The organism is Nocardioides cremeus, assembly GCF_030518195.1.
Lineage (GTDB): Bacteria > Actinomycetota > Actinomycetes > Propionibacteriales > Nocardioidaceae > Nocardioides > Nocardioides cremeus.
The window spans coordinates 1-15,719 of the sequence record NZ_JAULSC010000038.1 but is presented as its reverse complement, the minus strand read 5'-3'; the positions used below and the strand labels follow the sequence as shown (position 1 = coordinate 15,719).

The window sequence follows — 15,719 nt, the reverse complement described above, 5'->3', positions numbered from 1 at the left end:
TCCAGTAGTCGCTGGTGGCTTCCATGAGCACCAACGTGACCTGCTGCTCGATCAGGTGCTCACGCAACGCCAGGATGGTGTTGGTCATCGACCCCCACGTGGTGACGACCTCGCTGATGCGGTCCTTGGCCCTGCGGCTGTGGGGATTCACGCCGGGAGTCCGCACGCAGACCTTCGCGAACTTCTTGCCGATATCGATGCCCGCGCACCGCGGATGTATTTCCTCCATCACTGCGTCCTCCTTGATCAGGTAGCGACACCGACCCGGCGTCGCAGGTGCCGGCCGCGAGGGGAGCGAGTGATTCGAAGTCTGAATACGCGTGCTCAACGGCAACAATCCACGGTTCTCGTGGGAGCTCCCCGCCCCATGCTCGAAAGCAGGCTCAAAGCGCCAGAGACGCTCGGGGTCCGTCACGACCGACACCCTCCAAGCATCACCCCGACCACGCCACGCAGGAACCGTCACCGGCCCCGATCTTCCCGCGCCACGGCGCGGCCCGGGGTTGGCCGCTGGGTTGCTCGAAACCAGCGATAACCTGCTCCCATGACCTCGACCCCCGCGCCGACCCCCGCGCCGTTCGGCCGAGTCCTGACCGCGATGGCCACCGCGTTCCACGAGGACGGGTCGGTCGACCTCGACGCCACCGCGCGCATCGCCGCCCACCTGGTCGAGCACGGCAACGACGGCGTCGTGGTCTCGGGCACGACCGGTGAGTCGCCGACCACGACGGTCGCCGAGGACGGCAGGATCCTCGCCGCGGTCAAGGACGCCGTGGGCGACCGGGCGGTCGTCATCGCCGGCGTCGGCACCAACGCCACCGCCCACTCGGTCGAGCTGGCCCAGCAGGCCGAGAAGGTCGGCGTCGACGGCATCCTGCTGGTCACCCCCTACTACAACAAGCCCGGCCAGGCCGGCGTGCTGCACCACTTCCGCACGGTCGTGGAGTCGGCCGACCTGCCCGTGATGCTCTACGACGTGCCCGGCCGCACCGGCACCACCATCGCGATGGAGACCTACGAGCAGGCCATCGCCTGGGACCGGGTCGTCGCGGTCAAGGACGCCGTCGGCGATCTCGTGCGCGCGGTGCGGCTGAGCCAGATGGGCTACGCCGTCTACTCCGGTGACGACGAGGCGAACCTCGGCTACCTCGCGCACGGCGCCGTCGGCTTCGTCAGCGTCGTGGGCCACGTCGCCGGCCGCGAGCTGCGGGCGATGGCCGACGCGCACGCGCGCGGCGACAACGCCGCCGCCCTCGAGATCTTCACGCGGATGCTCCCCGCGATCGACGCCGTCATGGGCGTCGCCAACTACGGAGCCACCACCGCCAAGGCCGCGCTGCAGCTGCTGGGCGTGCTCGAGAACCGCCACGTCCGCGCGCCCCTGGTCGCGCTCGACGACGACGAGGTCGAGGCGCTGCGCGTCGGGCTCGTGGCGGCCGGGCTCGTGCCGGCCGGCGCGACCGAGGCCTGACCACCAGACAGGACCTGCATGTCGCACCCCCACCCCGAGCTGTCCGCGCCACCGGCCCTGCCCGACGACGGGCTGCGCGTCATCCCCTTCGGCGGGCTGGGCGAGGTCGGTCGCAACATGACCGCTTTCGAGCACCGGGGCCGGCTGCTCATCGTCGACTGCGGGGTGCTCTTCCCCGAGGACCACCAGCCCGGCGTCGACCTGATCCTGCCCGACTGGTCCTCGATCCGTGACCGCCTCGACACCGTCGAGGCCCTGGTGCTGACCCACGGGCACGAGGACCACATCGGCGCGACGCCGTACCTGCTGCGCGAGCGAGAGGACATCGCGCTGGTCGGCTCCGAGCTGACCCTGGCGCTGCTGGGCTCCAAGCTGCGCGAGCACCGGCTGCGCGAGACCGTGCACCACGTGGTCACGGAGGGCGACCGGATCAGCTTCGGGCCCTTCGACCTCGAGTTCGTCGCGGTCAACCACTCCATCCCCGACGCGCTGGCCGTGGCGATCCGCACCAGCGCCGGCACGGTGCTGCACACCGGTGACTTCAAGATGGACCAGCTGCCCCTCGACGGGCGGATCACCGACCTGCGGGCGTTCGCGCGGCTGGGGGAGGAGGGGGTCGACCTCTTCCTCACCGACTCCACGAACGCCGAGACCCCCGGGTTCACGCCCACCGAGAAGGCGATCACCCCGGTCATCGACCAGGTCTTCCGCGACTCCGAGCAGCGGATCATCGTGGCCTGCTTCGCCTCCCACATCCACCGGGTCCAGCAGGTCCTCGACGCGGCGCACGCCCACGGGCGCCAGGTGGCGTGGGTCGGGCGCTCGATGGTGCGCAACATGGGCATCGCCCGCGACCTGGGCTACCTCAAGGTGCCGCCCGACACGGTGGTGGAGGCCAAGCAGCTCGCGCAGCTGCCGCCCGAGCGCCAGGTGCTGATCTCGACCGGCTCGCAGGGCGAGCCGATGAGCGCCCTGGCGCGGATCGCCCAGCGCAACCACAACATCGTGCACATCGAGGAGGGCGACACCGTCCTGCTCGCCTCGAGCCTGATCCCCGGCAACGAGAACGCCGTCTACCGCGTCATCAACGGGCTGGCCCGCTGGGGCGCGAAGGTGGTGCACAAGGGCAACGCGATGGTCCACGTCAGCGGGCACGCCAGCGCCGGTGAGCTCCTCTACTGCTACAACATCGTCCAGCCCCGCAACGTGCTGCCGGTGCACGGCGAGATCCGGCACATGCAGGCCAACGCCGCGCTGGCCCGGATGATCGGCGTGCCCAACGTGGTGGTCGCCGAGGACGGCGTCGTCGTCGACCTCGTCGACGGGGTGGCCCGGGTGGTCGGCAAGGTCGAGTGCGGCTACGTCTACGTCGACGGCTCCTCGGTCGGCGACGTCACCGAGTCCGACCTCAAGGACCGCCGGATCCTCGGCGAGGAGGGCTTCATCTCGGTGATCGTGGTGATGGACTCGGTCACCGGCAAGGTCGCCAGCGGCCCCGAGATCCACGCCCGCGGCAACGCCATCGAGACCGCCAGCTTCGAGGAGGTCAAGCCCGCGATCATCGAGGCGCTCGACCTGGCGGTGGCCGAGGGCAGCACCGACACGTACCAGCTGCAGCAGACCGTGCGGCGCGTCATCGGCCGCTGGGTCTCCAGCACCCACCGGCGCCGCCCGATGATCATCCCGGTGGTCATCGAGTCCTGATCGTCGCTGGGGCTCGGGCCTCATCGGTGGGTCGGGTGGTCTCGACCCGCCCGGCGCGGCCTCGTTCCTCGGCCGCGGGGCTTGCTCGACCTGCGCGAGACCACGCGCTGGGCTCGTGCCTCGCCCTGCGCTGCTCGCACAAACCCTCAAGCGACACGTGAGGGTGGGGCGAGTGTTAATCCCTGGGACTGGTGAGGCGTTCGCCTAGGGTGGCCAGCATGGCGACCCGTACGTCTTCCCCGCCGGGGTCGCGGAGCACGAGCACGTCCACGAACGGGTCCTCGACCCGGTCCGGCAGCTCAGGCACCCGACCTCGGAGTACCTCCACCACCAGCGCTGCGCGCGCGAGCTCGACCGGCAAGCGCCCGTCGAGCTCCAAGCGCACCCCGACGACCAAGAAGAAGAGCCCCGCCAAGCGGCCGGCCCCTCGCGCGGTGCGCAGCGGGCCCAGCCCGGTGCTGCTGACGATCGGTGCGGTGGCGCGCGGGATCGGTGCGGTGTGGCTCGCCGTGGCCCACGGCATCGGCGCGCTGGCCCGGGGGATCGGGCGCAGCGCCCGTGACCTCGACCCCGAGCACCGTCGGGACGGCGCCGGCCTGCTGCTGCTGGCGCTGTCGGTGGTGACCGCGGGCGCGGTGTGGTTCCAGATCCAGAGCCCGGTCACCGACCCGGTGCGCACCGCCGTCGCCGGCTCGGTCGGCAAGCTCGGCTGGTTCGTGCCGATGGCGCTCGTGTGGGTCGGCTGGCGCACCATGCGCGACCCCGTCAGCAACGGCCCCGCCGGCCGCCAGGTCATCGGGTGGACCGCGCTGGCCTTCGGGCTGCTCGGCATCGTGCACATCGCCAACGACAGCCCCCAGCCGGTCGCCGGCGACGCGACCCCGCTGCAGGCCGGCGGGGGAGCGGTGGGCTACGTCGTCTCCTCGCTGCTGCTCGACCTGCTGCGCTCGACGTACGTCGTGGTGCCGCTGCTGCTGATGCTCGTGGCGTTCGGCGTGCTGGTCGTCACCGCCACCCCCGTCTACCAGGTGCCCGACAAGCTCGCGGCCCTGCGCGACCAGGCCCTGGGCCGCCACCTCGACGACGAGGAGCGCGCCCCGCGTGGGCGCTCGCGCCGCGACGACGACGAGATCGACCCCGACATGGGCGACCCGGCGTACGACACCCCGGTGCTCAGCGACCGCGAGATCGACAAGCGCAAGCGCAAGCGGGAGCGCGACCCCCTCGACGTGGCGCTCGACGAGGACCTCACCGTCGAGCAGCAGGCCGCGCGCGGCGAGCGCGAGGACAGCAGCGTCGGCGTCGACATCTTCGCCCCGGCCCCGGTCGTGCCCGAGCCCAAGGCCGCCAAGGAGGAGCTCGAGCCGCCGCCGCACTCGCCGCTGCCGCCGCGCGTCGAGCAGCTCTCGCTCTCGGGCGACATCACCTACTCGCTGCCGGCCAACGAGGTGCTCAAGCCTGGCTCGGTGCACAAGGCCCGCTCCAAGGCCAGCGACGACGTCGTCGCCCGGCTCACCAACGTGCTCGACGAGTTCGGCATCGACGCCCAGGTCACCGGCTACACCCGGGGGCCCACCGTCACCCGCTACGAGGTCGAGCTCGGCGCCGGCATCAAGGTCGAGAAGGTCACCGCGCTGAGCAAGAACATCGCGTACGCCGTCGCCTCGGCCGACGTGCGGATCCTCAGCCCGATCCCCGGCAAGTCCGCGATCGGCATCGAGATCCCCAACATCGACAAGGAGATCGTCAGCCTCGGCGACGTGCTGCGCTCGGGCACCGCCCGCGGCGACCACCACCCGATGGTCTGCGGCCTGGGCAAGGACGTGGAGGGCGGCTTCGTCGTCGCCAACCTGGCGAAGATGCCGCACCTGCTGGTGGCCGGTGCCACCGGCTCGGGAAAGTCGTCGTTCATCAACTCGATGATCACCTCGATCCTGATGCGCTCCACGCCCGACGAGGTCCGGATGATCATGGTCGACCCCAAGCGGGTCGAGCTCAACGCCTACGAGGGCGTGCCGCACCTGATCACCCCGATCATCACCAACCCCAAGAAGGCCGCCGAGGCGCTGGCCTGGGTCGTGCGCGAGATGGACATGCGCTACGACGACCTGGCCAACTTCGGCTTCCGCCACATCGACGACTTCAACAAGGCGGTGCGCGCCGGCAAGGTGGAGGTGCCTCCGGGCAGCGAGCGCGAGCTCTCGCCCTACCCCTACCTGCTGGTGATCGTCGACGAGCTGGCCGACCTGATGATGGTCGCCCCGCGCGACGTCGAGGACGCGGTCGTGCGGATCACCCAGCTGGCCCGCGCGGCCGGCATCCACCTGGTGCTGGCGACCCAGCGCCCGAGCGTCGACGTGGTCACCGGCCTGATCAAGGCCAACGTGCCGAGCCGGCTGGCCTTCGCCACCTCGAGCCTCTCCGACAGCCGGGTCATCCTCGACCAGCCGGGTGCGGAGAAGCTGGTCGGCCAGGGTGACGGGCTGTTTCTGCCCATGGGGGCCTCCAAGGCCGTGCGTGTGCAGGGCTCGTGGGTCACCGAGGCCGAGATCGCGCAGGTCGTGCAGCACTGCAAGACCCAGCTGGAGCCGACCTACCGCGAGGACGTCACCGCCCCGGCGGCCGCCAAGCGCGACCTCGACGACGACATCGGCGACGACATGGACCTGGTCATCCAGGCGATCGAGCTGGTCGTCTCGACCCAGTTCGGCTCCACATCGATGCTGCAGCGCAAGCTCCGCGTGGGCTTCGCCAAGGCCGGCCGCCTCATGGACATCCTGGAGTCCCGTGGCGTGGTCGGTCCCTCCGAGGGCTCCAAGGCCCGTGACGTGCTGATCAAGCCCGACGAGGTCGACGGCCTGATCGCGACCCTGCAGGGGGAGCTGTGAGCGAGGACCAGATGGACCCGACCATGACCGAGGACCAGACCGTGGACCAGACCGAGGCCGACACCCAGGTCGAGACCGCGCCAGGGACCGTCGAGGTGCGCCGCGACGTGCGCGTCGCGGCCGGCCTCGGCGTGCTGGCCACCCTGGTGACCGCGGCGTACGTCGCGCGCGTCACCGGCGGCGGCAGCACCCTCGACTGGGCGCTGCTGAGCCTGGTGGGCGCGATCGCCGTGGTGCACCTCGCGACGCTGGCCGACAGCCGGGCACCGCTCTTCGTCGCCGACGAGCACGGGGTGCGGCTGCGTCGCGGCCGCACCTGGCACGGCCTGCCCTGGAGCGACATCGACGCCGTCGAGGTGCTGCCGCGACGCCGCTGGTGGCGCGACGGCTCGCTCGACGTGCTGTCGGGCGAGGACGAGCCGCGCAGCGTGCCGCTGGCCCTGGCCACCACCGTGACCGGCGTGCCCGAGGGCTCCGACCTCGTGGGCGCGCTCGACGGCCTGGCCGACGGGGCGACCGAGGTCGTCCAGATCGAGGGCTACGAGTACGTCGACGAGGAGGAGTGGGCCGCGGCCCGGGGCGACCTGGACAACGAGGCGCAGGCTCCCCTCGCCGAGGAGCCCGAGGTCCAGCCGGACCCGGTGCTCCACAGCGACGCCGCGACCGAGATCGAGACCGAGACCGACGCCGACACTGACAGCAACGCCGAGGCAGACGTCGAGCCCGCGGGTCACCGCCTGCCCGACCCGCGTCCGTTGCTGGCCCACGCGATCGGACGCGTGGCCTCCGGGCTGCCCGACCGGTTCCGCCCGGGCGGCACGGCATCGAGGGAGGCCCAGCCGGCGCTGGAGCCGGCGGCGTCGTACGCCAGCGCCACCCCGGCCGCGCTGCGCGACCCGGTCACCGCCGTGCGCGCCGAGATCCGCAGCGACGTGAGCCTGGCGCGCCCCGACCAGGAGCAGACCCAGGTCTTCGGCGCCAACGCGCTGCGCCTCGACACCCACGAGTCCGAGGGCTCCGGCACCGCGACCCGGCTGCCGGAGGCCCGCGAGCTGCGCCGCCCCGGCAGCGTCTCGCTGGTCGAGGACACCGTGCAGTGGAGCCAGCGCGACGACCGGGTCCGCCCGATCGCCACCGAGGGCTCGCCGGTCGAGCCGATCGTGCTCGACGACCTGGGCGAGCCCGCGGTCGACCCGGTGATCGGCCCCGAGCTGGCCGCCGCCCGCACCCGGCTGGGGCTCAGCGTCGACCAGCTGGCCGACCGCACCCGCATCCGTCCGCACGTGATCGAGTCGATCGAGGTCGACGACTTCGCGCCCTGCGGCGGCGACTTCTACGCCCGCGGCCACCTGCGCACCCTCGCGCGGGTGCTGGGCACCGACGTGACGCCGCTGCTGGCCCACTACGACGAGCGGTACGCCGACGCCCCGATCAACCCGCGTCGCGTCTTCGAGGCCGAGCTCGGCTCGGGCGGCGCCATCCGGGCCACCCGCGGCGGGCCGAACTGGTCGGTGCTGATCGCCGCGGTGATGGCGCTGGTGCTGGCCTGGTCGGTCGCACGGCTGATCACCGACAGCCCCGTCGAGCTGCGCGACCCCGTGCCGCAGCTCTCGACGGCCGGCTCCACCAGCGCCGGTGACCCGGTGCCGGTGGTGCTGACGGCCGCCGGCGGCGGTGCCGAGGTGGTGGTCCGCGACGGTGCCAACGAGCTGGTCTACAAAGGCTCGCTGGCCTTCGGCGAGACCAAGGTGCTGACCAAGGTCTCGCAGCCGGTGCGGGTGCAGTCCAGCGACGGCTCGCTCGAGGTCAGCGTCGACGGCGTCGAGCAGGGCGCGCTGGGCAGCACCGGCCAGGAGGCGCAGAACACGTTCGTCGCCGACCGGTGAGCGCTGGTTCGCGCGGCCGGGTGCCGGGCGGCCATACTCGACGACAGCCATGAGCACCCAGACACCCGCCGCCCCTGACCAGACCGCGACCCCCGACCTGCTGTCGGTGGCGATGGTGACCCTCGGCTGCGCGCGCAACGAGGTCGACTCCGAGGAGCTCGCCGGCCGGCTCGAGGCCGGCGGGTTCCGGCTCGTCGACGACGCCTCCGAGGCCGACACCGTCGTGGTCAACACCTGCGGCTTCGTCGAGGCGGCCAAGAAGGACTCCGTCGACACGCTGCTCCAGGCCGCCGACCTCAAGACCGAGCACGGCGGCAAGGCGCAGGCGGTCGTGGCGGTCGGCTGCCTGGCCGAGCGCTACGGCAAGGACCTGGCCGAGTCGCTGCCCGAGGCCGACGCGGTGCTGGGCTTCGACGACTACCCCGACATCGCGGCGCGGCTGCGCTCGATCGTGGCGGGGGAGACCCACCAGGCGCACACGCCCCAGGACCGGCGCCGGCTGCTGCCGATCAGCCCCGTCGACCGGGCCGACACCGAGCTGGCGGTGCCCGGCCACGGCGACGTCACCACGGTCGGCCAGGGCGGGCCCGCGACCGGTCCGCGCGCCGTACGCCGTCGCCTCGACTCGGGGCCGATGGCCCCCCTCAAGCTGGCCTCGGGCTGTGACCGGCGCTGCTCGTTCTGCGCGATCCCGGCCTTCCGCGGCTCGTTCGTCTCCCGTCGGCCCGCCGACGTGCTGACCGAGGCGCGCTGGCTGGCCACCCAGGGGGTGCGCGAGCTGTTCCTGGTCTCCGAGAACTCCACGTCCTACGGCAAGGACCTCGGCGACCTGCGCCTGCTCGAGACGATGCTGCCCGAGCTGGCCGCGATCGAGGGCGTCGAGCGGGTCCGGGTCTCCTACCTGCAGCCCGCCGAGACCCGGCCGGGGCTGATCGAGGCGATCGCGACGACCCCCGGCGTGGTGCCCTACTTCGACCTCTCCTTCCAGCACGCCAGCAACCCCGTGCTGCGCCGGATGCGCCGCTTCGGCGACCCGGAGAGCTTCCTGGGCCTGCTCGAGCAGGTCCGCTCCTTCGCGCCGCTGGCCGGGGTGCGCTCCAACGTGATCGTCGGCTTCCCCGGGGAGAGCGAGGACGACCTCGAGACGCTGTGCGACTTCCTGGTCGCCGCGCGCATGGACGTCACCGGTGTCTTCGGCTACTCCGACGAGGACGGCACCGAGGCGGCGCGTCTCGACGGCAAGCTCGACGAGGACGAGGTGCGCGCGCGCACCGAGCACGTCACGGCCCTGGTCGAGCAGCTCAACTCCGAGCGCGCCGAGGAGCGCATCGGCGAGCGGGTCGAGGTGCTCGTCGAGGGCCTGCTCGACGAGGACGGCGACCCGCTGGCCTCCGGCCGGGCGGCCCACCAGGGCCCCGAGGTCGACGGCATCACCTACCTGCCCGAGGCCACGGGCCTGCGCATCGGCGACCTGGTGCCGGCCGTGGTGACCGGCACCGACGGCGTCGACCTGATCGCGGAGGAGATCCGATGACCGAGCCCACGAGCCGGCAGTCCGGCGACGCCGGCCAGTCGACGCGCCCGAGCAACTGGAACCTGCCCAACGCGCTGACGACGCTGCGGATCGTGATGGTGCCGTTCTTCGGCGCCGCGCTGCTCGTCGACGGCGGCGACTCCGCCACCTGGCGCACCGTCGCCTACGTGATCTTCGCGCTGGCGATGATCACCGACAAGATCGACGGCGACATCGCGCGGGCGCGCAACCTGGTCACCGACTTCGGCAAGATCGCCGACCCGATCGCCGACAAGGCGATCACCGGCATGGCCCTCATCGCGCTCGCAATCGTCGGCGACGTGTGGTGGTGGGTCACCATCGTGGTGCTGCTGCGCGAGTGGAGCGTCACCCTGATGCGGCTCTCGGTCGCCAAGCGGGTGGTGATCGCGGCCAAGGACCTGGGCAAGTGGAAGACCACCGCTCAGGCGCTGGCCCTGGGCACCCTGACCCTGCCGCTGCGCGACCCCGACCTGCCCGACGTGCTCGAGGTGCCCGGCGAGGTGCTCTTCTACGTCGCCCAGGCGCTGCTGGCCGTGGCCGTGGCCCTGACCCTGTGGTCGGGCTGGGAGTTCTTCCGCGACCTGTGGAAGCAGCGGCACACGCTGCGCGGTCCGCGCAGCGCCTGACGAGGCGTTCGCACACTCCGACCTCGGGGGTCAAGGGGTGATCCTGCCCAGGTCCGAGGCGCCTGGGTGGCAGGGGTTGACCTGATCGTCTGTGCAGGTCCCGGTCGTGCAACATTCACGTCACGGTCCCGAGCCGGGCACCCCCCGGGGGATACGTTGCGCTGGCCGTATCCGGTCACCGTAAGGACTCTCACACGTGTCATCCCACATCTGGACGGGACGGGCCACCCGTCCTCTCGCCGTCGGTCTCGGGCTGGGCCTCGCTGCCAGCGCCCTGACCCTCACCACCTCGTCGACCGCCAGCGCGGTCGTCGAACCGATCGACGTCACCATCGTCGCCACCAACGACTTCCACGGGCGGCTGCTGCCGGCCCGCGACGCCGGCGGCGCAGCCAAGCTGGCCTCGGCGGTCGACTCGGTGCGCGCCGACCACCCCGACGCCATCTTCGCGGCGGCCGGCGACCTCATCGGCGCCTCGACCTTCGAGTCGTTCATCCAGCAGGACAAGCCGACCATCGACGCGCTCAACGAGGCCGGCCTCGACGTCTCCGCCGTGGGCAACCACGAGTTCGACCAGGGCTACGACGACCTGGTCAACCGGGTGATGGCGCCGGAGTCGGAGGCCAACCCGTTCGGCGGGGCCGAGTGGGCCTACATCGGCGCGAACGTCAAGATGCGTGACACCGGCTCCGACGCCCTCGACCCGACCTACGTGCACACGGTCGGCGAGGGTGCCGACGCCGTCGACGTCGGCTTCATCGGGGCCGTGACCGAGCACCTGCCCGAGCTGGTCTCGCCCGACGGGATCTCCGAGATCGTCGTGACCGACATCGTCGACGAGGTCAACGCCGAGGCCGACGCGCTCGAGGCCGAGGGCGTCGACGTCATCGTGATGCTGGTCCACGAGGGCGCGCCGACCACCGACTGCACCAAGATCGGTGCGTTGAGCGCCGAGTCCGACTTCGGCTCGATCGTCAAGGGTGTCGACTCCTCGGTCGACGCGATCGTCTCGGGCCACACGCACCTGGCATACGACTGCAAGCTCGGCTCCGCCGAGGCGCCGGCCCAGCTGCGCCCGGTCGTCTCCGCGGGCCAGTACGGCTTCAACATCAACCGCGTGTCCTTCGACGTCGACCCCGTCGCCGGCTCGATCCTGGGCGTGGACACCGAGATCATCAACGTGGCCCGCACGGCGAACCCGTTCACCGAGGACCCCGCGGTCAAGCAGATCGTCGACGACGCGGTCGCGGTCTCCGACGAGCTGGGTGCCGCCAAGCTCGGCGAGATCGCCGGGCCCTTCACCCGCGCCAAGCGCGCCGACGGCACCACGGAGAACCGCGGTGGCGAGTCCACCGTGGGCAACCTCGTGGGCGAGGTGCAGCGCTGGGCCACCGGCACCGACATCGGGTTCATGAACCCTGGTGGTCTGCGTGACGACATCGTCGGCCTGGCTCAGGGCGGCTACCCCGCCACCCTGACCTACAAGCAGGCAGCGGTGGTGCAGCCGTTCGCCAACACCCTGGTCAAGATGGACCTCACCGGTGCCCAGCTGAAGTCGGTGCTCGAGGAGCAGTGGCAGCCGGCCGGCGCCTCGCGGCCGTTCCTGCACCTCGGTGCCTCGAAGGGCTTCGAGTGGACCTACGACCCCGCCGCGGCCAAGGGTGAGCACATCACCGGCATGTGGCTCGACGGTGAGATGGTCGAGCCGGACGCCACCTACTCGGTGACGGCCAACTCCTTCCTGGCCTCGGGCGGCGACAGCTTCACCACCTTCGCCCAGGGCGCCAACCCCACCGACACCGGGCAGTCCGACCTGCAGGCGATGGTCGACTACATGGAGGAGTTCGGCTCCGACGCAGCAGTCGAGGTCGACTACTCGCAGCACAGCGTCGGCGTGACCTTCCCCGAGGGCGCCCCGGCGACGTACGCCGCCGGTGACACCCTCGCGATGGACCTCTCCTCGCTGCTGCTCGCTCCGACCAAGGACGTGTTCTCTCTCAGCGACGACGAGGTCGAGGTCCGCCTCGACGGCCATCTGCTCGGCACGTTCGACGTCGACAACACCGTCGTCAGCGACACCGCCGACGAGAACGGCACCGCCTCGGTCAGCCTGACCCTCCCGGTGTACGCCGGTACCCCCGAGTCGGTCACCGTCGTCGGCACCACCACGGGCACCTCGGTCGAGGTCCCGGTCGCCTTCGAGACCGGCCCCGACGCCGTGGTGGAGGCCAAGCGCCGCCCCAAGGGCGCCATCAAGTCGACCAAGCGACTCAAGGTCACCGCGATCGTGAGCATCGAGGGCGAGCCCGCCGCCGGCGAGGTCACCTTCACCGGCAAGGGCGTCGACAAGACGGTCGAGCTGAACAAGAACGGCAAGGCCAAGACCAAGGTCGGCCCCTTCAAGAAGGGCACCCACACGATCCTGGTCAGCTACGGCGACTACTCGGACATCCTGCGCTTCAAGGTCCGCTGATCCACCGTCAGGCCCGCCGACCCCACGGTCGGCGGGCCTGACGTCCCTCTCCTCGGAAGGCTTCTCCATGCCCATCTCCACCCGGGCCAGCCGTCGGCTGGCCCCCCTCCTCGCCGGATCGCTGGGCCTCGCGGCCCTGGCCACCGGCGTGACCCTGGCGCCGGCCCACGCCGCCAGCACCGGCCTCGTGATCAGCGAGGTCTACGGCGGCGGCGGCAACTCCGGCGCCACCTACACCCACGACTTCATCGAGCTGCACAACCCCACCGACGCCGCGATCAGCGTCGAGGGGATGTCGGTGCAGTACCGCTCGTCCGCCGGGACGACGGCGCAGGTCACCGAGCTGAGCGGTTCGGTGCCCGCGGACGGTCACTACCTGGTGCAGCAGGCGAAGGGCTCGGGCGGCACGACCGCGCTGCCCCCGCCGGACGCCGAGGGCACGATCGCGATGTCCGGCACCAACGGTCAGGTCTACCTCGTCGACGGCACGCAGGCGCTGACCACCGCCGAGGTCCCGGGCTCCGGCGACGTCGCCGGCAGCACCGCCTTCGTCGACATGGTCGGCTTCGGCAGCAGCGCCGCGGTGTACGAGACCGCGGCCACCCCGACGCTGAGCAACACCACCGCCGCCGCCCGCACCTCGCCCGACGCCGACAACAACGCTGGGGAGTTCACCGTCGGTGCGCCCGGCCCGCAGAGCAGCGGTGGCCAGGAGCCCGAGCCGGAGCCGGAGCCCACCGAGATCTCGATCCCCGAGATCCAGGGCAGCGGCACCACCTCGCCGCTCGACGGCGACGACGTGATCACCACCGGTGTCGTCACCGCCACCCCGCAGTACCTCTACGGCTTCTACCTGCAGGACCCGCAGGGCGACGGCGACGCCGCCACGTCCGACGCCGTGTTCGTCTACTACCCCCAGGGCTCCGGCAGCATCACCGTCGAGCCCGGTGACCACGTCGAGGTCACCGGTGAGGTCGACGAGTTCGCGGGCCAGACCCAGGTCGTCTCCTCCGAGGCGGGCACCGTCGAGCTGACCGAGCCCGCCGGCGCCGTGACGGCGTACGCCGGCGAGTGGCCCGCCACCGACGCGGCCAAGGAGTCGCTGGAGGCCATGCTCTTCAGCCCCCAGGGCGGCTTCACCGTCACCGAGACCTACAACACCAACCGCTTCGGCGAGGTGGGCCTGGCGGTCGGCGACAAGCCGCTCGTCCAGCCCACCGAGGTCGCCGACGCCCAGGACGAGGCGGCGATCGCTGCGGTCGTGGCCGACAACGCGGCGCGGGCCATCACGCTCGACGACGGGTCGAGCACCGACTACACCCGTAACAGCTCGCTCACCCCGGCCTACGTCTCCAACGAGCACCCCGTGCGCGTCGGGGCGGCGGCCGAGTTCATCGAGGACGTGATCCTGACCCAGGGCGGCTCGCCGAGCTCGCCGACGTACCGCTTCCAGCCGCTGGAGTCGGTCGACGGCACAGATTTCCCGGCGACCTCGCCGGCGACGTTCGAGAACACCCGCACCACGGCCCCCGACGCTGCCCAGATCGCTGCCGACGGCACCCCGGACCTCAAGGTCGCCTCGTTCAACGTGCTGAACTACTTCACCACGCTGGGCGACCCCGACAACGACGACATCGGTGACGGCGGCTGCACGTCGTACGACGACCGGGACGGCGACGGCAACAACGTCCGCGGCGGCTGCGACGTGCGCGGCGCCTGGGACCCCGAGGACTTCGCCCGTCAGCAGGAGAAGATCGTCGCGGCGATCAACGCCCTCGACGCCGACGTCGTGGGCCTGATGGAGATCGAGAACTCGGCCGCGCTCGGCGAGGAGGCCGACGAGGCCACCGAGACCCTGGTGGCGGCGCTGAACGCCGACGCCGGTGCCGGTACGTGGGCGGCCAACCCGTCCTCGAGCGAGCTGCCCGCGCCGAGCGAGCAGGACGTGATCACCAACGCGATCATCTACAAGCCGGCCGCCGTCGAGCGTGTCGGTGAGGCGCGGGCCCTGGGCGACCAGAGCGGCAGCGAGCAGGCCTTCGGCAACGCCCGCGAGCCGATCGGCCAGGTCTTCGCTCCTGTGGAGGGCGGCGAGCAGTTCCTCTTCGTGGTCAACCACTTCAAGTCCAAGGGTTCCGGGACCAACGACGGCACCGGCCAGGGCAACGCCAACCCCGACCGCATCGCCCAGGCGACCGCGCTCGAGGAGTGGGTGCCCACCGTGCAGGACGAGACCGGCACCGAGGCCGTGCTGCTCGTGGGTGACTTCAACGCCTACGCGATGGAGGACCCCATGCAGGTCCTCTACGACGGTGGCTACACCAACGTCCAGGAGCTCTCCCCGGTCGAGGAGTGGTCCTACTCCTTCAGCGGTCTCTCCGGTTCGCTGGACCACGTGCTCGCCAACGAGGCCGCCCTCGAGCTGGCCACCGGCACCGACATCTGGAACATCAACTCGGGCGAGTCGGTGGCCCTGGAGTACAGCCGCTTCAACATCCACGGCACCGTCTTCCACGACGCGGGTCCCTACCGCTCCAGCGACCACGACCCCGTCGTGCTGGGCCTCGACCTGGTCGCCGACGAGCCCGAGCTGCTCGACGCCGACATCGCCGTGAAGGTCGCCCCCAAGCGCCCGCGCGCCGGTCAGCACCGCGCCACCTTCAAGGTCGACGTGACTGCCGAGGGCGCCACGCCGACCGGTGAGGTCGTCGTGGACCTGCCCGGCAAGCAGGACCTCGTCGGCGAGCTCAACGCCGCCGGTCAGGTCGTGCTGAAGATGAGCAAGCCGTTCGGCAGCGCGGGCGAGAAGACCGTGGTCATCCGCTACGCCGGTGACGAGCTGGTGGCGGCCTCCGAGGAGACCCTCACCCTCGTGGTCCGCGAGGCGAAGAAGCCCAAGAAGAACAAGTAACCAGCAGCACCGAGCACCCACGACCCGCCCGGACTTCCCGGGCGGGTCGTGGTGCGTCCGGCCCGCGCACGAGCAGTCACTTTCGCACCATCGACCGGTCGGTGAGGTCAGAGGAATGTCGCAACACCCTCTGACCTGGGGGTACGACCCATGCCTACTCCACCGATGCCTGCTGAGCAGGTCGATCTGATCCACTGCCTGCTTC

9 protein-coding genes and 1 pseudogene are annotated in these 15,719 nt (G+C 71.4%); 8 read left to right on the top strand and 2 right to left on the bottom strand.

The genetic code is table 11. From position 1 onward, the window contains the following. Positions 1-415, bottom strand: a pseudogene (locus tag QWJ41_RS20120) (hypothetical protein); the annotation flags it as partial. A gap of 129 nt (positions 416-544) precedes the next feature. Here QWJ41_RS20120 and dapA point away from each other — a divergent pair. Together dapA and QWJ41_RS20110 are read left to right on the top strand one after the other, a co-directional pair. Beyond that, on the top strand, positions 545-1,471 hold the full coding sequence (gene dapA, locus QWJ41_RS20115) for a 4-hydroxy-tetrahydrodipicolinate synthase (protein WP_302710250.1): 927 nt from the start codon (positions 545-547) through the stop codon (positions 1,469-1,471). A gap of 18 nt (positions 1,472-1,489) precedes the next feature. Beyond that, entirely contained in the window at positions 1,490-3,175 is a 1,686-nt protein-coding gene (locus tag QWJ41_RS20110; RefSeq protein WP_302710249.1) for a ribonuclease J, read from the top strand. Positions 3,176-3,350: 175 nt separating this feature from the next. Here QWJ41_RS20110 and QWJ41_RS20105 read toward each other — a convergent pair whose 3' ends face one another. After that, positions 3,351-3,590, bottom strand: coding sequence for a hypothetical protein (locus QWJ41_RS20105; RefSeq protein ID WP_302710248.1), 240 nt, complete (start codon positions 3,588-3,590; stop codon positions 3,351-3,353). 52 nt (positions 3,591-3,642) lie between these two features. Here QWJ41_RS20105 and QWJ41_RS20100 point away from each other — a divergent pair, with 52 nt between their 5' ends. The 6 genes from QWJ41_RS20100 to QWJ41_RS20075 all read left to right on the top strand — a co-directional run bounded on the left by QWJ41_RS20100 (position 3,643) and on the right by QWJ41_RS20075 (position 15,514). Further along, the gene (locus tag QWJ41_RS20100; RefSeq protein ID WP_302710251.1) at positions 3,643-6,063 is read left to right on the top strand and encodes a DNA translocase FtsK 4TM domain-containing protein; all 2,421 of its coding nucleotides are present in this window, start codon (positions 3,643-3,645) and stop codon (positions 6,061-6,063) included. Further along, on the top strand, positions 6,060-7,949 hold the full coding sequence (locus QWJ41_RS20095) for a helix-turn-helix domain-containing protein (RefSeq protein WP_302710247.1): 1,890 nt from the start codon (positions 6,060-6,062) through the stop codon (positions 7,947-7,949). The genes QWJ41_RS20100 and QWJ41_RS20095 overlap by 4 nt, the downstream gene beginning before the upstream one ends. Before the next feature lie 49 nt (positions 7,950-7,998). Continuing rightward, on the top strand, positions 7,999-9,483 hold the full coding sequence (gene rimO, locus QWJ41_RS20090) for a 30S ribosomal protein S12 methylthiotransferase RimO (protein ID WP_302710246.1): 1,485 nt from the start codon (positions 7,999-8,001) through the stop codon (positions 9,481-9,483). Continuing rightward, positions 9,480-10,130, top strand: coding sequence for a CDP-diacylglycerol--glycerol-3-phosphate 3-phosphatidyltransferase (gene pgsA, locus QWJ41_RS20085; RefSeq protein ID WP_302710244.1), 651 nt, complete (start codon positions 9,480-9,482; stop codon positions 10,128-10,130). Before rimO ends, pgsA begins: the two co-directional genes overlap by 4 nt. A 196-nt stretch (positions 10,131-10,326) precedes the next feature. Beyond that, complete coding sequence (locus tag QWJ41_RS20080) at positions 10,327-12,603, top strand: bifunctional metallophosphatase/5'-nucleotidase (protein WP_302710243.1); 2,277 nt, start codon at positions 10,327-10,329, stop codon at positions 12,601-12,603. A gap of 67 nt (positions 12,604-12,670) precedes the next feature. Beyond that, entirely contained in the window at positions 12,671-15,514 is a 2,844-nt protein-coding gene (locus QWJ41_RS20075; protein ID WP_302710242.1) for an ExeM/NucH family extracellular endonuclease, read from the top strand. Positions 15,515-15,719 lie beyond the last annotated feature (205 nt).